This is a genomic window from Paenibacillus ferrarius, from assembly GCF_002027705.1.
Taxonomy (GTDB): Bacteria; Bacillota; Bacilli; order Paenibacillales; family NBRC-103111; genus Paenibacillus_E; species Paenibacillus_E ferrarius.
Window position 1 is genome coordinate 1 of the sequence record NZ_MBTG01000031.1, and the last position, 18,441, is coordinate 18,441.

Sequence of the window (18,441 nt, forward strand, 5' to 3'; positions counted from 1 at the left end):
GCCGCAGGCCCATCTATCAGCCACAGATTGCTCCGTGTTTCATAATTCTCTCATGCGAGAAAAGCAGTTATCCGGTCTTAGCTATCGTTTCCGATAGTTATCCCGATCTGATAGGCAGGTTACCTACGTGTTACTCACCCGTCCGCCGCTAAGCATTCCCCGAAGGAAATACTCCGCTCGACTTGCATGTATTAGGCACGCCGCCAGCGTTCGTCCTGAGCCAGGATCAAACTCTCCATAGTAGCGAACGATTGCTCGTCCGTATATCTGAAAGCTGAAATGCTCATTGACTTGCTAGCGAGATTTTACAATCTCTTTTTGAACGATTGCTCGTTCGTGCTTACTCACTCGTTGTTCAGTTTTCAAAGATCAATTTCTCTTGTTCAACCTGCTCTCTTGGGAAAGCCGGAAGACCAATATACCATACTGAGTTTCGCATTGCAACTTATAATTTCAAGTCGTTCGCACCACCGATTCCTCGGTGCTCAGCGGCAACTTTTATAAGATACCACAGACGATATGCACAATGCAAGTACTTATTTCAAAAAGTTTCGAGACACCAAGCGGTGCCCCGAAACGAAACCATTTTACTCGCCTTGACGATGACGCATATGTGGGAATAAGAGAACATCACGAATGGAAGGTGCATTCGTTAATAGCATAACCAGTCGATCGACACCTATCCCTAATCCACCTGTAGGCGGCATGCCGTATTCCAAAGCTCGAATGAAATCCTCATCCATTTCATGCGCTTCATCATTGCCTTGCTCTTTCTCGCGAAGCTGAGCTTCAAACCGCTCTCTTTGATCAATCGGATCATTCAGCTCTGTAAAAGCATTGGCATGCTCACGCGCCACGATAAAGAGTTCGAAACGATCCGTAAAGCGCGGATCTTCCGGGTTCTTTTTGGCAAGAGGTGAGATTTCCAATGGATGTCCATATACAAAGGTCGGTTGTATCAAAGTCTCTTCAACAAACGTCTCAAAGAACTGATTCACAATATGACCGAATGTCATGTGCGGCTCTACAGATACATTGTGCTCCTTCGCCAAACGATGCGCTTCCTCATTAGACATATGCACGCTAAAGTCTACGCCTTTGACTTCCTTGATAGCATCGACCATGGAGACACGTCTCCAGCCAACAGCTAGATTAACCTCATGATCGCCATAAGGAACTGTCGTGCTGCCAAGAACCTCCTGAGCGATATGAGCGATAAGCTCTTCAGTAAGCTTCATGATGTCTATGTAGTCCGCATAAGCCTCGTACAGCTCAATCATCGTAAACTCAGGATTATGACGCGTAGAAATACCTTCATTCCGGTAGACACGCCCAATTTCGTATACTTTCTCCAATCCACCTACAATTAGACGCTTCAAATGAAGCTCAATCGCAATTCGCATATGCAGCTGCATGTCCAAAGCATTATGATGCGTATTAAAAGGACGCGCTGAAGCCCCGCCTGCGATGGAATGAAGCGTTGGTGTCTCCACTTCCAAATATCCGAGTGAATCCAGATAACGACGCATAGCTTGAATAATGCGGGAACGCAAAATAAAAGTCTGCTGTACATCTTGATTCATAATTAAGTCAACATAACGTTGACGATAGCGTAGTTCCACATCACTAAGACCATGGAATTTATCCGGCAATGGCAGCAAGGATTTGGTCAAAACCTCTAGGGATTGCACCTTAATAGAAGTTTCACCCGTTTTTGTTTTGAAAACAATCCCTTTTACGCCAACAATATCACCTAGATCTAGAAGATCAAAAGCTTGATAAATGGCTGCTTCCAAGGCATCCTCACGAACATAAATCTGAATTTTCCCTGTAATGTCTTGCAAATGCGCAAAGCTCGCTTTGCCCATGCTTCTTTTTTGCATGATGCGTCCGGCAATACTGACTTCAACAGCCTCAGCATCCAGCTCATCTTTGGTTTTATCTTGATACGCCGTAAGGATATCCTTGCTCGTATGCGTCCTTACGAATTTACTGCCAAACGGATCGACCCCTAGACCACGAAGCTCGTCCAATTTGTTACGGCGAATGGTGAGCAATTCGTTCAATTCCACTTCCTGGCTCATGCTTTCATCTCCTACTTATTTAGTAATCGTATAGAACCATCTTACATTACTCAACGGAAAAAAGCTTCCGAAAGGAAGCTTTCCAAAGAACTGCGGCTGCACGCTACTTTTTAATATCAATAATTTGATACTGAATGACGCCAGCAGGAACGACTACGTCCACGTTCGCGCCCCTTTGTTTACCTAGAATAGCTCTACCTACAGGGCTTTCGTTGGAAATCTTATTCTGTAGCGGATCGGATTCCGCCGTACCTACGATGTTATACTCAACCAGATCGCCAAACTCCAAGTCCTTCAGCGTGACGATTGAGCCTACACTTACCGTATTGGTATCGACATCATCGTTATTAATAATACGCGCATTGCGCAGCAATTTTTCTAAAGTAATGATTCTGCCTTCAATAAAAGCTTGTTCGTTCTTAGCGTCTTCGTACTCTGAGTTCTCGCTGATGTCGCCATATCCGATGGCTACCTTAATTCTCTCAGCCACCTCGCGACGCTTCACTGATTTCAGATGCTCGAGCTCATCTTCAAGCTTTCTTAAACCTTGTGGTGTAAGAATGACCTCTTTTTCAGCCATTTCCAACTGATCTCCCGTCATGTGAAAGATTTTCATATCGTTGAATCGATGCTTCCTGCTAGGAGTTAGGTCTTTATAGAGCTGATTCAAGTAGTATGAATTCACGTTTCATAAATCGCTTAGTTGCGAGTTTGTCTTTCAATATATGCAGGAACACATTAATATTGACTGATTATATTGCAACGGTTTCAAAATGTCAATCTCAACCATTGCTGATTTCTTATTGGATTACAGCTGGTTCTTCCTCTACTGGGGACAACGTTTGTACGGATAGATGCTCGACATATTCATTCAAAACTCGCACCATCTCATCACGCTTCAACATTTCCATGATGGCATCCTTCACACGGGCTGCTCCAGTTAAGCCTTTGAGATACCAAGCCATGTGTTTGCGCATCTCTTTAACGGCAACATTCTCACCTTTGAGCGCAATTAAACGGTCCATATGCAGGATGGCAATGCGGATCTTTTCTTCTGGCGTAGGCTCCGGCGGGAGCTCTCCATTAGCCAGGTACTGAACCGTACGGTACAGCATCCAAGGATTTCCTAAGGCGCCGCGTCCAATCATTACGCCATCAACACCCGTATGGTCGAGCATGCGTTTGGCATCCTCAGGTGTTACCACATCTCCATTCCCAATGACGGGAATCGACAATGCCTGCTTGACGTCGCGAATAATGTCCCAATCCGCTTTGCCTGTATACAGCTGCTCCCGGGTGCGGCCATGAACACTCACAGCGCTTCCGCCGCCTCTTTCGACAGCTTTCGCATTTTCAATCGCGTAGATGTGCTCGGAATCCCATCCGATTCGCATTTTCACGGTAACCGGCTTACTGACAGCAGCGACAACCGTTGCAATCATTTGCTCGATCTTGTCAGGCTGAAGCAGCCAGCGTGCGCCCGCATCACATTTCGTAATTTTGGGCACGGGGCAGCCCATATTGATATCAATAATATCAGCGTTCGTATGTTGATCGACGATTTTGGCCGCTTGGACCAGTGTCTCGGTATCGCCGCCGAAGATCTGCAAGCTTAACGGCTTCTCCCGATCGTCCACGTAGAGCATTTCCATTGAGCGGGTATTCCCGTGAACGATAGCTTTATCACTTACCATCTCTGCACATACCAGACCTGTGCCAAATTCTTTGGCAATCAGTCGGAACGCAGGATTACAAACGCCCGCCATCGGGGCAAGCACAACTCTATTGGGAGCTTCGACATTTCCTATTTTCAGCACCGAAGATTCCCCTCCTCTCATCTCGCAACCGCCGCGACTAACTCATCGGGTTCTATATTAAGGACTTGCGAGATCTTATTAATAATTTTCGCATCCGGCTTGCGCGTGCCTCTTTCAATAGCGCCTAGAATGGCAATCGAGACCCCAAGCAAATCAGCCAGTTCGTTCTGTGTATATCCCTTAAGTTTGCGAAAAGCACGAATGCGCTGAGCTACTGAGCTTTTTTCCATAGAACGACGCCTTCCTTTCCTTCCAGTTTCTCCAAATGCGCGGAGATGAATTCAAATGCAGCATCCTGCCGTGTGTAGAGAACCTCTGTGAGAGGAACTAATACAAAAGCCCGCTCATGCATCCGCGGATGCGGAATGATCAAGTCGGGAGTGGTAAGCTGCTCGTCGCCGTAAAGAAGAAGATCCAAGTCGATCGTTCTCGGACCCCAGCGTAAATCACGTGTACGCCCTAAGCGATTCTCAATGCCAAGCAAAGTGAATAACAAAGCTTCCGCAGGCAAGTTCGTACGAAGTTGAATGACCATATTTAGAAAAGCAGACTGATCCACATAGCCCACCGGTTCGGTTTCGTAGATGCTGGACAAGCCAGTCACCGTAATGCCCGCTTCCTGATCAAGCGCTGCAATCGCATTCTGCAGATAATGTTCTCGATCATTGATATTAGATCCTAATGCTACATAGGCCGTAATGCCTTGTTCTCGATCATCGGCTGTCATTGCGCTGCCCGCTTTCGGTTAATCTCTACAGTCACGCCGTCGAAAATAACGGCAAAAGGAGGATGCGGTTTAATTACGCGCACCGTCACTTCATTGATACTAGTATAAGTATGCAGCAGCTCGGATGCAATGTTTTCGGCTAAAGCTTCGATGAGTTTGAACGTACGTCCTTCGACAATCTCTTTGACTTTAAAAAAGACTTCGCCATAATTCACGGTATCATCCAGATGATCCGACTTGCCCGGTTTGCTTAGCGGGAGCATAAGCTCCACATCTACGTAGAAGCGCTGACCCAACTTATTCTCTTCTGGAAATACACCATGATTGCCAAAAAACTGCATGCGGGACAAAGTAATTTTATCCAATGTCACAACCTCCATTGATTTCATGATGAGCGGATAATGGCATCTGTCATGACCGCTACTCGTTTCATTGCTTGTACATCATGCACGCGGATCATGCCGCATCCCTGTGCAATCCCTAAGGCAACCGTCGACGCCGTACCTTCCAGACGTTCCTCCGGCGGAAGATGAAGAGTCAGACCAATGACGCTTTTCCGGGAAGTACCCAGCAGCACTGGGTACCCGAGATCTGCGACAGCTCGCAATTGATTCATAAGCTGCAGATTCTGCTCATAGGTTTTGGCAAAACCAATGCCAGGATCTAAGATAATGCGTTCTTGGCGAACGCCAGCTTCCTTCGCCTGATTCGCATACAGCTGCAGATCGCTCAAAACATCAGGAAGAAAATCAGAGTACACCGGATTCTGCCGATTATGCGTAATAATGAACGGACAGTCATAACGGGCAGCTACCGCTGCCATGCGAACGTCTGCCTGTCCGCCCCAAACATCATTTATGATATGAGCGCCAGCCGCCAAGGCTTGCTCAGCGACATCGGCTTTATAGGTATCTATAGAAATAGGAACAGGAACTTCCCTGCTTAGCGCCTCAATGATAGGAATAACGCGTCGGAGTTCCTCTTCCCCGGTCACCACAGCGGAGCCAGGGCGGGTAGACTCTCCGCCAATGTCGATGATGTCTGCGCCCTCAGCTACCATTTGCCTGGCTCTGCGCAAAGCATCCTCGATGCGTACGTATTCCCCGCCGTCCGAAAAGGAATCCGGCGTTACGTTCAATATGCCCATAATGATCGTTCGATCACTAATGGGCAGCTCATATCCGTTGCAAGATAACACATTCATCTTCTCTTCACTTCCTGTTGGGTTCAAGATGTTCATTATACAGATGACTAAGTTGACGGGTTATTGGGCCTACTTGGCCGGTTCCAACGGAACAGGCTTGGCCGCTAGGCGTATACAAAGTTGTAACGGGAACTATGTCTTGAATGGAGTTCACAAGAAACACCTCATCCGCTTCGACGAGATCTTCCCAGCGGTACAAGCCGTCTTGTACAGCCACTTGCTGCTGCTGCGCCAGCTTCAAGACATGCGCTCTGGTGATGCCAGGCAAAATGCCTGTATCCAGCGAAGGGGTATAGCAAATCCCAGCTTTGATGAAGAAGATGTTGCTGACAATGCCTTCGGCTAAGTACCCTTCTTCCGTCAGCATCAAGCCTTCAGCACCAGCTGCCCAGCTGTATTGCTGCAGTTCCCTTTTGGCAAGGATGTTGTTCATGTAATGAAAAGATTTGAACCGATACAAGCCTTCAGGGGTGTTGCGAGGCAGCTTGAGCAGCTGCAAGGCTTTGCCCTGCTCGTACGTCTTCTCGTCTCGAACCGGAAGCGGTTTAATATATACAATTTCCGTAGGCTGCTTGTAGTCGCCCATGGGCAGTCCCAAAGCCTCTTCACCCGCAGACACAGAAAAGCGGAAATAGGCATCTTCGAGTTGGTTCGCTTGCAGCAGTTCCGTGATCAAACGCTCGATTCGCTCTAGGTTAGGTTCGTACACGATGCCAAGCTCTCGGCAACCCTCGGTTAAACGGTCCAAATGCTCGGAAAGCAAGAAAGCTTGCCCTCCATAGGTACGGAAAGTCTCGAAGAGACCTACGCCGTAAAGAAAACCGTGATCATAAACGGAGACCACGGCTTGCTGCTCATTTATCAAGCTTCCATTGATACTAATCATCATCGTTTTAAGCTCCTGCTGCCGCCGTGCGACGAAGAAAGTTCCGCAGGATCTGATGACCGTGCTGTGTAATAATGGATTCCGGATGGAATTGAACGCCTTCGATCGGATATTCTTTATGACGCAATGCCATAATCTCACCTTCAGCGGTATGTGCGCTTACTTCGAAGCAATCAGGCAACGTTTCTGCTTTGACAATCAAAGAATGGTAACGTGTCGCTATAAAAGGTGAAGGCAGCCCTTCAAATAAGGTTTTGCCGTCATGGAAAATTTCTGAGGTTTTGCCATGCATCAAGCGCTCTGCGCGAATGACATCGCCGCCAAAGGCTTGCCCGATGGACTGATGGCCTAAGCAAACGCCGAAAATGGGGATTTTACCCTTGAAATGGTCAATGAGTGATAAGCTAATACCGGCTTCATTCGGCGTGCAAGGTCCCGGAGATATTAAGATGTGATCGGGCGCTAAGGCCTCAACACCTGCTAAATCAATTTCGTCATTGCGACGAACGATAACTTCTTCACCGATCTCCCCCAAGTATTGGACGAGGTTGTACGTAAACGAATCATAATTATCAATCACTAAAATCATTCTAAGCTCCCCTTTCGTCAGCCTTCTCAGGCTTAAGCTCGGCTCATGCTCCGCTCGCTATATTCTATGGCTTTCCACATCGCTTTGGCTTTGTTCAGAGACTCCACATATTCACGCTCAGGAATAGAATCAATGACGATGCCTGCCCCTGCTTGAATATGGCCCACCCCTTGAACAGCTACCAGCGTTCGTATAATAATATTAAATTCCATATTTCCATTATAGTCAATCCATCCCATGGAACCCGTATAAGGTCCTCGGCGGACAGGCTCTAATTCTTCGATGATTTCCATTGTGCGAATCTTCGGCGCGCCGGTGATCGTCCCTCCCGGGAAGGTGGCCGCGATGACATCATAGGCATCCTTGCCCTCTGCCAGCTCGCCGACAACCTCGGAGACAATGTGCATGACATGCGAATAGTATTCGATGACCATGAAGTCTTTCACGCGGACGGAGCCATACTTGGAGATCCGTCCTAGGTCGTTGCGCTCGAGATCAACCAGCATGACGTGCTCGGCGCGCTCTTTGTCATTGTCGATGAGCTCGCCGGCTAGGCGCAGGTCATCCTGCTCGTCCTTGCCGCGCGGGCGCGTGCCAGCGATAGGACGGGTCCGCAGGACCCCGTCCTCGAGCTGCACGAGCAGCTCCGGCGAGCCCGATACGAGCGCGAAGCCAGCGAAGCGCAGCAAGCCCATGTACGGCGAGGGATTGACGATGCGCAGCGCCTCGTAGATCTCCTCCGGCGTCGTGCTCAGCTGCCGACTCTGTCTGACCGACAAGTTGACTTGGAACACGTCGCCTTGGGAGATGTAGGCTTGGATGCGCTGCACCGCCGCGATGTAGTCCGCTTTGCCAAAAGCAGGCTGGATGCCCGCGATGCTCTCGACATCGATGTGCAGCTGCTCGCGCGCGATGGCGGGCTGATCTTCGCTGCTTAGCGGCGCTCCACCAGCGGTCTGGATCGTACGCCAGCGCAGGAGCATCGCTTCCGCCTGGGCATGGGCTTCCTTATACAGCTGCTGAATATAAGCGGCCTCGGTTGCCCGGCTTTGATCTAACGGCTTATGAACCACAACGTACAAGGTCTTTTCGATGTGATCCAAGGTCCATACTTCATCATACATAGCGAAGCTATAGTCCGGAATCGGCAAATCATTGGCCGCTTGCTCCGGGAGCTTCTCGATGGTCCTTATCACATCATAGCTCCAGTAGCCTACACAGCCGCCGAGAAACTTAGGTGCTCCCTCTACTTTAGGACTGTGAAAGGGAGCCATCCACATCTTCACTACATCAAGGGGTTTCCCCTGCTGATGAGAAACTTCAGGCTTGTGTTTGGTATCTGTAGAATGTGAGGTGATTTTGGCCTCTAAACCGGTCCCATGCAATGTTGAGAAAGGCTGCAGCCCGAAGCAGGTATATCTTCCGCCTTTGCCGCTCTCGAGTACAAAGGAATCTGGAGCCGCGTCCTTCCAGGCAGCTTCCCAAGACGGCACTCGGTCTTCAGCTGCATCAATTTTAACAATATAAGGCAGCATGCTGTACGCGGAGGACCATTCGCGCCACTGCTCTAAGGATGTTACGATCATGCTTGCCCTCCTTCCCGTCATATCCGATGATTAGTTGTCCATTAGTATACTCCAACCCAACGCAGAAAAAAAGCCCCCAGCAGCTGCTGGAGGCTTCTATGGCTGTACGAAATCTTATTGCTCTTCGAATTGGTAAAGCGGCGTAGAAAGGTAACGCTCGCCGTTACTTGGGATGATCGCAACAACACGTTTGCCAGCTCCAAGCTCTTTGGCCACTTTGAGTGCTGCGAAGATCGCTGCGCCGGAAGAAATTCCGCCAAGAATACCTTCTTCTTTGGCTACACGACGGGATGTTTCGAATGCATCTTCGTTTTCTACAGCGATAATTTCGTCATAAATGTTCGTGTTCAAGATGTCAGGTACAAAACCTGCACCAATTCCTTGAATTTTGTGCGGGCCTGGTTTACCGCCAGAAAGAACAGGGGATGCTGCAGGCTCAACCGCATAAATTTTGATAGACGGGAAGTTTTCTTTCAGCACGCCACCTGCGCCTGAAATCGTTCCGCCTGTACCGATACCGGAAATGAAAGCGTCTAATTTGCCATCATGGGCATTAATCGCTTCAACGATTTCTGGACCTGTTGTTTCACGGTGAACTTTCACGTTCGCTTGGTTCTTGAATTGTTGCGGGATGAAGTAGGAAGGATTTTCTGCTTGCAGCTCTTCCGCACGCTTAATTGCGCCTTTCATTCCTTCCGCTCCTGGCGTCAGAACAAGCTGAGCGCCATATGCGCGAAGCAAGTTGCGTCTTTCTAGAGACATTGTTTCCGGCATAACCAGAATCGCTTTGTATCCTTTTGCCGCTGCTACTAAAGCAATCCCGATTCCTGTGTTACCGCTAGTTGGCTCAACAATCGTATCGCCTGGCTTAAGCTTGCCTTCTTGCTCAGCTACTTCAATCATGGAAATGGCAATACGGTCTTTCACGCTCGCACCTGGATTTTGGTACTCCAGCTTCACATAAATCTCAGCGCTTCCTTCAGGAACAACGCGATTCAAACGAACAAGAGGTGTATCTCCAATCAAATCAGTAACGCTTTGAACTAATCTTGCCATCTTAATTTCCCCTCCAGATTGAGTTATCGAATGATTTCCGAGTTAATTAGTCGGTATTAATACATTAATCTTAACAATGCGCTTACAGGTTGTCAACCATATTTTCACAAACCACTAACGCAGCTGCGGGTCTATGATGGACACTTTCCATTTGGTACGCAGTTGCAGAACATAATCCTTGAGAGGAGGCGCCTGTTGAAGAGCCAGCTCCCTGCGCACATTTTCCCGAATGAAGCTTTGATCCGGATTTGCTTTATCCCGTTTGTTCTTCAGCTTCACAATAGCAAAACCCTGTGCCATACTGACCGGCTTGCTCACTTCTCCAACCTTCAGCAACTTGGCTGCACCCAGAACAGGAGCTGCTATAAAGGGATCATCCCCCTCAATCCAACCTAAGTCACCGCCGGTGTTATTGGTTGCATCATCCAGCGAACGATCCCTGGCAAGGGTCGCAAAGCTCTCTCCTTTGGCCAGTTCCGCAAGCACTTTGTTCGCTTGGTCCTTGGTAGATACGATAATCTGAAGGATGTTGTATTCCGTTTCTTGTTTGAATTCATCCGCATGCGTCCTGATATAGTCATCTACCTGAGCATCCGTAATCTGAATATGACTCGTTGCCAGCTTCTCCAATAACAACTTATTCGCTACATCTTCCCGAATCTGTTGTTCCGACAATCCCAATTGACTCTGCATCGAGGCATAAAATTGTTTCTCACTCTCGTATCCTTGCTGCATCCGTTTCAACTCACGGTTAATCTCCGCGTTTCCAATGGCGGTTCCTGTCTCGGTTCCTTCCAGACTTATCACTTCACGATCCAACAATTGACCCAGCAATTCAACCCCATAATGGCGTTCCAACGCTGTTTGAAGCTCCTGCATGGTTATTTCACGATTCCCGATCTTGGCGACTACCCGCTCGTTCTTCTGCTCACCTTGCTGTTCAGGTTCTGTTGGCTGACTTGGTTCTGTTTGGTTCATGGTATGGGTGATCAGCAAGGATGTGAGCACGAGATTACATACAGCCATCAGAATGATGACTCCCCACAATCGTTTTACGTTCTGCATCCTGACTCCCTCTTTACTTCCATCTTGCGAATATGATCTAAACTATAGATCAATCATACGCTGTAAATCATCTTTGTCATAGCGGTAAGCTTCATTGCAGAAATGGCAAACCACTTCAGCAAACCCTTCGTCTTCAAGAATTTCTTGCAGCTCGGACTTTCCTAAGGAAATCAACGTAGACTCCACTTTCTCACGGCTGCATTTGCAACGGAACATGACATCCATCTGATCCAGCGATTGGAAGGATGGCAGAACAGTTTGGAGAATCTCTTCTAAACTAAGGCCGCCGCCGAGCATATTGGTGAAAGAAGGGATGCGAGCAAGCATCTCCTCGATACCCTTGATTTCATCGTCAGTTAATCCCGGAAGCAGTTGTATCACGAATCCCCCAGCAGCCAAAATGGAATGGTCCGTATTCACCAGCACCCCAAGTGCCACAGCAGAAGGCGTTTGTTCAGACTTTGCAAAATAGTACGTGAAATCCTCGGCCAATTCTCCCGAAATGAGGGGAACGCTGCCTTTGTAAGGCTCCTTAAGCCCTAAATCCTTCGTTATGTAAAGAAATCCTTCAGTTCCTACAGCCGCTGCGACATCCAGCTTGCCATTCTCTTTGAGTGGTGGATCCACGAGCGGATTGTCCACATAACCGCGTACCTCGCCTTTGGCGTTCGCATCCACCACGATTTGGCCGATAGGTCCTTCACCTTTGACCTGGATGATGAGATGCTCCTCGCCTTTGAGCATGGCTCCGATGAGAAGACCCGCTGCAACTGTTCGTCCAAGTGCAGCTGCAGCCGTAGGTGTTGTTTGGTGTCTGCGGCTAAGTTCTTCAGTAAGTTCCGTCGTTTGCACGGCAAAAGCACGAACTCTTCCCTGAAGTGCCGTTCCTCGAATTAAGTAATCGCCCATAAGATATCCTTTCCTTCAAACAGCTTATGCATTTTTCTCATAAATCATTTGCAAACCTTGCAAGGTGAGCAGCGGATTTACGATCTGAATCGTTCGAGACTCACTGGAAATCAACTCCGCAAGACCGCCTGTTGCGATCACCGTCGGGTTGACATTGAATTCTTGCTTCACTCGTTCAACAATACCGTCCACTTGACCAACATAGCCGAAAACAATACCGGCTTGCATCGCCGCAACCGTATTGCGGCCCACTACACTCTTCGGCTTGACGAGCTCTATGCGCGGCAGCTTCGCTGCCTTCTGATATAGGGCTTCCGTGGAAATTCCGATTCCCGGGGCAATAGCACAACCTACAAGCTGCTGTGAAGGATCGATATAGTCGTAAGTCGTTGCTGTTCCGAAATCTACAATAATACAAGGCGCCCCATACAGCTCAAGCGCAGCGACAGCGTTCACAATACGATCTGCGCCCACCTCTTTGGGGTTGTCTACACGCACGTTAAGTCCTGTTTTGATGCCTGGACCCACGATAAAGGGTGTTCTTTTTAAGTAATGCAAGCTCAGGTTTTCCATGACGTTCATAAGTGGAGGAACCACGGAAGAAACAATGACGCCTTCCACATCTGCGAACTGGATACCGGAGTGTTGGAACAAGCTATGGAGCAAAATCCCATATTCATCAACTGTTGCCGAACGGTTCGTACTTACCCGCCAGTGGTGCAGAAGAGTGCGATCCTGATACAAGCCCAGCACAATGTTGGTGTTCCCTACATCGATAACAAGAATCATTGTGCCGTCCCCTTCCGTTCATTCAAATCTAAGGAAATATCCAGCACTGCAACCGAGTAAGTCAATCGCCCAACGGAAATAACATCTACACCCGACTCCGCCATGGCTTTAATCGTCTCGACCGATACCGAGCCCGAGCCTTCTACTACAATATGGGGAGCTTTGCTTTTAATTATGGAAACTGCTTCTTTCATCTTTGAAGGAACCATATTGTCCAGCATGATAATATCTGCACCACTCGCCAAAGCTTCCTCAAGCTGAACGAAATCCTCCACCTCCACCTCAATCTTCATGGTGTGAGGAATCTGCTGGCGCGCTGATCGAACCCCTTGTGTAATGCCGCCTGAACCTTTGATGTGATTATCTTTGATCATTACAGCATCATACAGACCAAAACGGTGATTGTGACCGCCGCCCACACGTACGGCATATTTCTCAAGCAGTCTATGCCCTGGCGTAGTTTTGCGCGTATCCACAAGTCTAGTCGACAATCCGTCTAACGCATTAACGAATTCACGTGTCTTGGTTGCAATGCCCGACATTCTTTGCATCAGGTTCAAGCTTAAGCGTTCACCGAGCAAAATACTGCGCGTATTTCCCTCTACCTCAGCTAGTATGGTCCCTTTTAATACAGACGATCCTTCTGCCACTTTTGTTTCAAAACGGAGAGAAGCATCTACAACGGCAAATACTTCTTGAGCGATGCGAAGACCGCACACAATCCCGTCTTCTTTGACGTGGATAATCCCTTTGGACACATGTTCCAAAGGGATTGTTGTCAACGTCGTGACATCGCCGGTACCGATATCTTCTTCCAGCCATAGCCGGATCTGCTTACGAATTAGTTCCATGTTGATTTCTAACATCTTAGATCCACTCCTCAATCCTAGCTTCCCCGCGCTTAAAAACAATATGCTTCTTCCATGTCTGATCGTCCCGTTCCGGGAAATCCTCACGGTAGTGACCGCCACGGCTTTCTTCCCGTGCAAGAGCTGCTGTTGTCGTAAGCAATGCGCAATTCAATAAATTCGCAAACTCATAATCTTCACGTTTCGACATCAAGGAGTCGAAGAACGAAAGCTGTCGAGCCAATTCGTCGTAGCCTTTCTGCAAGCCTTTGGCTGAACGCTTCAACCCCGCATAGCGCAGCATGACTTTCTGAAGCTTCAGCTTTTTCTCAACAACGGCTTGATTCGAAATTTCTGTTCTTGGCGCTTCGGATTCCGCGCGGATCTGGATGTTTCCTTCCAATGGAGGAAGCTCTTGAATCCGTTCAATGATTCTTCGGCCAAAAACAATGGCCTCGGACAAAGAATTGCTTGCCAGTCGATTAGCACCGTGTACACCTGTAGAAGAGACTTCTCCGCAGGCGAAAAGGCGTTTTACCAACGTTTCCCCATGCAGATCGGTTTTCACACCACCCATCATATAGTGGGCTGCGGGTGCAACCGGTATCCAGTCTGTGCTCATATCCAAACCATAATTCAGGCAATATTCATATATCGTCGGGAACCGATGTTTGATCAGCTCTTCCGATTCGTGCGTAATATCAATGTAAACAAACGTCGATCTGCAATTTTCCATTTCATCAACGATGGCACGGGCAACAACATCCCTTGGCGCTAGCTCAAGCTGCGGGTGGTAGCGCTCCATGAAGCGCTCTCCCTTGATGTTGCGCAAGTAAGCTCCCTCGCCACGCACGGCCTCCGAGATGAGGAAGCGCGGCGCGCCAGGGTAGCAAAGCGCAGTCGGGTGGAATTGAACGAATTCCACATCCTGAATTTGCGCACCGGCGCGGTGAGCGATCGCAATGCCATCGCCTGTGGCGATGTCCGGGTTCGTGGTGTAGCGGAACAGCTGTCCCGCGCCACCGGAGCAAAGGATCGTGGCGTTGCCGCGGACAAATACCCGCTGGCCGCCCGGCTTCTGGACGAGCGCTCCGTAGCACTCGCCGTCTTGCGTGATGAGGTCGATCACGAAGTGATCGTCCCAAATCTCGATGTTCGGATCTTGCTTCGTGCGCTCCGACAGCGCTCGTACAATCTCAGCGCCTGTAGCGTCGCCATGAGCGTGCAAGATGCGGCGCTGGCTGTGCGCGCCTTCCTTGGTTAACGCGAACTCACCGTTCTCCAGATCGAACTGAGTCCCCATTTGGATCAAGTCCTGTACGCCGTTAGGTCCTTCATGCACTAGAACATCAACCGCTTCAGGCGAACATAAACCTGCGCCCGCGATCAGCGTATCCTGCATATGATATTCCGGTGAATCCTCGTCCGATATCACGGCAGCAATCCCACCCTGCGCATAGCGAGTGTTGCTGTCGAGGAGCGATTTCTTCGTGATCATCAGCACTTTCTTATTTTCACTAGCGCGAAGCGCAGTAAACAACCCTGCAATACCTGCGCCAATCACAATAACATCTGTATGTACATGAGGAATGGAATCTAAATCTACATCTACGAGGTATCTTGGAATCATTGGCCGTCTCACCTGTTCTTCGCCATATAGTGCCCCGTTAAGTAACATGGCCCTTAAGCTCGTTTCTTAACGGGGGGCTTATCAGAAAAAGACCGTGTCCTTGGTCAAAGGCGGTCTTTTCTATGTGGTCATTCAGATCTTGATTGGAAATTACTTCACTTGCAGCATACGCTCAAGGGACAATCTTGCTTTGTCAGCCACATCTTCCGGCACATAAATCTCTGGTTGCATCGTCTCAAGGCACTTTACAATTTTCTTCAAGTTGTTGACTTTCATATTCGGGCAAACCAAGTATTTGGTTGCAAAATGAAATTGTTTATCTGGACTATCCAGACGCAGCTGATAACCTGTTCCGTCTTCCGTCCCTACGATAAACTCCTTGCAATCCGATTCTTTGCAATATTTGATAATCGCTGTCGTACTGCCTACAAAATCACCCAATTTCACAACCTCAGGGCGACATTCCGGATGAACGACGAATTGAGCGTTCGGATATTGCGCTCTCATTTCCTCTACATCTTTGACAGTCAGCATATCATGAGTATTGCAATAGCCTTCCCAGATGATCACTTTTTTGCTTGTGAATTTTGATACATAGTCACCCAAATTTTTATCCGGTACCCAGATGATTTCATCCGAATCGACGGAATTGATAACATTGATAGCATTGGCTGATGTGCAGCAAATATCAGTTTCGGATTTAACATCGGCAGACGTATTAATGTAAGCAACTACTTTGGCATTGGGATGCTGACGTTTGAGAGCACGCAACCCTTCCACATTCACCATGTCCGCCATTGGGCAGCCTGCACGTTCATCCGGAATAATAACCGTCTTATTGGGAGCTAATATCTTAGCGCTTTCTCCCATAAAGTGTACACCACAGAAAACAATAACATCTGCATCTGTCTGTGCCGCCTTCTGTGCTAACAGAAAAGAATCCCCCCGGAAATCGGCAACCTCTTGTACTTCGTCACGTTGATAATAATGAGCAAGAATAATAGCATTGCGTTCTTTCTTCAGCTGCAGCAACCGTTCTTTAAGTTCGCGATTCTGTTCCGCCTTGCGTTCTAAAGCTAAAGCTTCCATGGATGCTTCCTCCCCTATCTGGGACGTAAGTTTGCCTTACTAACCTATCTAAAAGTAGTATGATCTAATCGATATGAAATTAGAGATTTACAACTAATTTACACATTCCGGCATCCCCTGTCAATGCGCAAAAACGCCTAAATAACCAGAAAATCCGGGTACACCTGACGTGTACACCGGATTTACGAGTTGGTATTGCTTGTTACTCTTCGGATTGATCCGGATTCGGATCTTTCTCTTTATCTTTCTCGAACTCAAGCTTATTGCTGTCACTGGATTGGCTTTGGCTTTGAATGTTCACTTTGACTTCCTCGTCATCCGTGCTGTCATCCAATTTGCCTTTCTCCAAAAGCGCAATGATTTCATCTTTGTCCAATGTTTCTTTCTCAAGCAGCGTCTTAGCTACGAGATGAATTTGATCCGCATGCTCTGTAAGCATCGCACGAGCACGATCATAGCAAGTGCGAATGAAGCTTTGCATCTCTTGGTCGATCTCATAAGCAATCGCATCACTATAGTTCTGCTCGTGGCCGATATCGCGTCCTAAGAACACTTGACCTTGGGAGCTGCCGAACTGCATCGGTCCAAGCTTATCGCTCATTCCGTATTCCATAATCATGCGACGAACGATACCCGTTGCTTTCTGGAAGTCACTATAAGCCCCAGTACCGATTTCACCGATAAATAATTCTTCGGAAACACGGCCTCCCAGGAGTCCAGTCACTTTATCCAGCAATTCGTTTTTCGTCTGCATCATGCGATCTTCGCCTTCTTTGGGCAGCATCATCACATAACCGCCAGCGCGTCCGCGCGGTACGATTGTAACTTTGTGCACCATATCCGCATTCTCGGCATGGTAACCGATGATTGCGTGTCCGGCTTCATGATAAGCAACGATACGTTTCTCGGCTTCACTGATAATCCGGCTCTTCTTCTGCGTACCTACAATGATACGGTCAAAAGCTTCCTCGACTTCAGCCATGGAAATATCTTTGCGATTGCGACGGGCAGCGATTAGAGCTGCTTCGTTCAATAAGTTCTCTAGATCAGCACCTGTGAATCCAGTTGTGTAGCGTGATAAGGAATCCAGCTTCACATCTTTGGCAAGTGGTTTGTTGCGAGCATGTACTTTCAGAACGGCTTCGCGGCCTTTGATATCCGGACGATCAACCGTAATTTGACGGTCAAAACGACCTGGACGCAGCAATGCCGGATCCAGAATGTCCGGACGGTTCGTTGCTGCAACGATGATAATACCTTCGTTTGCACCAAATCCATCCATCTCTACAAGCAATTGATTGAGCGTTTGTTCGCGCTCATCATGTCCGCCGCCGAGGCCTGCGCCACGTTGACGACCAACCGCATCAATCTCATCAATAAAGATGATACAAGGCGAGTTCTTCTTCGCGTTCTCGAACAAGTCACGAACACGGGATGCGCCGACACCGACGAACATCTCTACGAAATCAGAACCGGAGATACTGAAGAACGGTACTCCCGCTTCACCCGCAACAGCTCTGGCGAGCAACGTTTTACCCGTTCCCGGAGGACCGTTGAGCAGAACCCCTTTGGGAATTCTGGCACCGACAGCTGCGAATTTCCGTGGATCTTTCAGGAATTCAACAACCTCGATTAATTCTTGCTTCTCTTCATCTGCACCTGCCACATCCTCAAATGTGACACGCTTCTTCTCTTCATTATATAAGCGGGCACGGCTTTTGCCGAAGTTCATTACTTTCCCGCCGCCACCTTGAGCCTGATTCAACAGGAAGAAAAACAAGATGAAGATAATGACGAATGGAATAATGGAAGTTAGGAAACTAATCCAAACACTATCCCTCTCCATAGTCTCGTACGATTCTTGCGGGACGCCATTGGCTTCAATCAACTGAACGACCAAAGGCTCATACGGGGCATGGGTTTCAAAGCTCTTCTTGTCAGCACCACTTGGTGGATTAATGTACTTACCTTTAATCAAATATGTGTATCCATCGAACTTCAATGTCACGGATTCCACATTTTTGTTAACAACCGCTTGGCGGAATTTATCGTAAGTAATTAACTCCTTTTGTTCGTTTTGGGTACTGATGAAATGGACGATACCAACTGTCACCAAAAATATAAGTAAATAAAAACCGGTATTCCGGATAATTCGATTCATC

General features: G+C 48.2%; 18 protein-coding genes and 1 rRNA gene. All 19 read right to left on the reverse strand.

Features of this window, described 5'->3' with window-relative positions; genetic code table 11:
* Positions 1-242: ribosomal RNA gene (locus tag BC351_RS27525) — 16S ribosomal RNA — on the reverse strand; the annotation flags it as partial.
* Positions 243-587: 345 nt separating this feature from the next.
* The gene (gene lysS, locus BC351_RS27530) at positions 588-2,084 is read right to left on the reverse strand and encodes a lysine--tRNA ligase (protein ID WP_079417063.1); all 1,497 of its coding nucleotides are present in this window, start codon (positions 2,082-2,084) and stop codon (positions 588-590) included.
* 103 nt (positions 2,085-2,187) lie between these two features.
* Positions 2,188-2,664: a transcription elongation factor GreA gene (greA, locus tag BC351_RS27535; RefSeq protein WP_079417179.1), complete on the reverse strand. Its 477-nt coding sequence runs from the start codon at positions 2,662-2,664 to the stop codon at positions 2,188-2,190.
* A 220-nt stretch (positions 2,665-2,884) separates the two neighbouring features.
* On the reverse strand, positions 2,885-3,901 hold the full coding sequence (gene dusB / locus BC351_RS27540) for a tRNA dihydrouridine synthase DusB (RefSeq protein ID WP_079417065.1): 1,017 nt from the start codon (positions 3,899-3,901) through the stop codon (positions 2,885-2,887).
* A 17-nt stretch (positions 3,902-3,918) separates the two neighbouring features.
* Entirely contained in the window at positions 3,919-4,131 is a 213-nt protein-coding gene (locus tag BC351_RS27545) for a helix-turn-helix domain-containing protein (RefSeq protein ID WP_079417067.1), read from the reverse strand.
* Positions 4,113-4,628, reverse strand: coding sequence for a 2-amino-4-hydroxy-6-hydroxymethyldihydropteridine diphosphokinase (gene folK / locus BC351_RS27550; protein WP_079417069.1), 516 nt, complete (start codon positions 4,626-4,628; stop codon positions 4,113-4,115). The genes BC351_RS27545 and folK overlap by 19 nt, the downstream gene beginning before the upstream one ends.
* A complete protein-coding gene (gene folB, locus BC351_RS27555; protein WP_079417071.1) occupies positions 4,625-4,993 on the reverse strand; it encodes a dihydroneopterin aldolase in 369 nt (122 codons plus the stop codon). Before folB ends, folK begins: the two co-directional genes overlap by 4 nt.
* Positions 4,994-5,013: 20 nt before the next feature.
* A complete protein-coding gene (folP, locus tag BC351_RS27560; protein WP_144028552.1) occupies positions 5,014-5,832 on the reverse strand; it encodes a dihydropteroate synthase in 819 nt (272 codons plus the stop codon).
* Positions 5,833-5,839: 7 nt separating this feature from the next.
* The gene (gene pabC, locus BC351_RS27565; RefSeq protein WP_079417075.1) at positions 5,840-6,721 is read right to left on the reverse strand and encodes an aminodeoxychorismate lyase; all 882 of its coding nucleotides are present in this window, start codon (positions 6,719-6,721) and stop codon (positions 5,840-5,842) included.
* 4 nt (positions 6,722-6,725) lie between these two features.
* Positions 6,726-7,307 carry an aminodeoxychorismate/anthranilate synthase component II gene (gene pabA / locus BC351_RS27570; protein ID WP_079417077.1) on the reverse strand — a complete coding sequence of 194 codons (582 nt, stop codon included), beginning with the start codon at positions 7,305-7,307 and terminating at the stop codon, positions 6,726-6,728.
* 32 nt (positions 7,308-7,339) lie between these two features.
* Positions 7,340-8,893, reverse strand: coding sequence for an anthranilate synthase component I family protein (locus tag BC351_RS27575; protein WP_079417079.1), 1,554 nt, complete (start codon positions 8,891-8,893; stop codon positions 7,340-7,342).
* A 114-nt stretch (positions 8,894-9,007) separates the two neighbouring features.
* On the reverse strand, positions 9,008-9,949 hold the full coding sequence (cysK, locus tag BC351_RS27580; protein ID WP_079417081.1) for a cysteine synthase A: 942 nt from the start codon (positions 9,947-9,949) through the stop codon (positions 9,008-9,010).
* A 114-nt stretch (positions 9,950-10,063) separates the two neighbouring features.
* Positions 10,064-11,014, reverse strand: coding sequence for a peptidylprolyl isomerase (locus tag BC351_RS27585; RefSeq protein WP_079417083.1), 951 nt, complete (start codon positions 11,012-11,014; stop codon positions 10,064-10,066).
* A gap of 42 nt (positions 11,015-11,056) precedes the next feature.
* Positions 11,057-11,923, reverse strand: a complete 867-nt coding sequence (hslO, locus tag BC351_RS27590; RefSeq protein ID WP_079417085.1) for an Hsp33 family molecular chaperone HslO — start codon at positions 11,921-11,923, stop codon at positions 11,057-11,059.
* A 24-nt stretch (positions 11,924-11,947) separates the two neighbouring features.
* The gene (locus BC351_RS27595) at positions 11,948-12,712 is read right to left on the reverse strand and encodes a type III pantothenate kinase (protein WP_079417087.1); all 765 of its coding nucleotides are present in this window, start codon (positions 12,710-12,712) and stop codon (positions 11,948-11,950) included.
* Positions 12,709-13,578, reverse strand: coding sequence for a carboxylating nicotinate-nucleotide diphosphorylase (gene nadC, locus BC351_RS27600; protein WP_079417089.1), 870 nt, complete (start codon positions 13,576-13,578; stop codon positions 12,709-12,711). The genes BC351_RS27595 and nadC overlap by 4 nt, the downstream gene beginning before the upstream one ends.
* A gap of 1 nt (position 13,579) precedes the next feature.
* On the reverse strand, positions 13,580-15,190 hold the full coding sequence (nadB, locus tag BC351_RS27605; protein WP_079417091.1) for an L-aspartate oxidase: 1,611 nt from the start codon (positions 15,188-15,190) through the stop codon (positions 13,580-13,582).
* A gap of 150 nt (positions 15,191-15,340) precedes the next feature.
* Entirely contained in the window at positions 15,341-16,279 is a 939-nt protein-coding gene (gene nadA / locus BC351_RS27610; protein ID WP_047682971.1) for a quinolinate synthase NadA, read from the reverse strand.
* 202 nt (positions 16,280-16,481) lie between these two features.
* A complete protein-coding gene (gene ftsH / locus BC351_RS27615) occupies positions 16,482-18,440 on the reverse strand; it encodes an ATP-dependent zinc metalloprotease FtsH (protein ID WP_079417093.1) in 1,959 nt (652 codons plus the stop codon).
* Position 18,441: the final 1 nt, after the last annotated feature.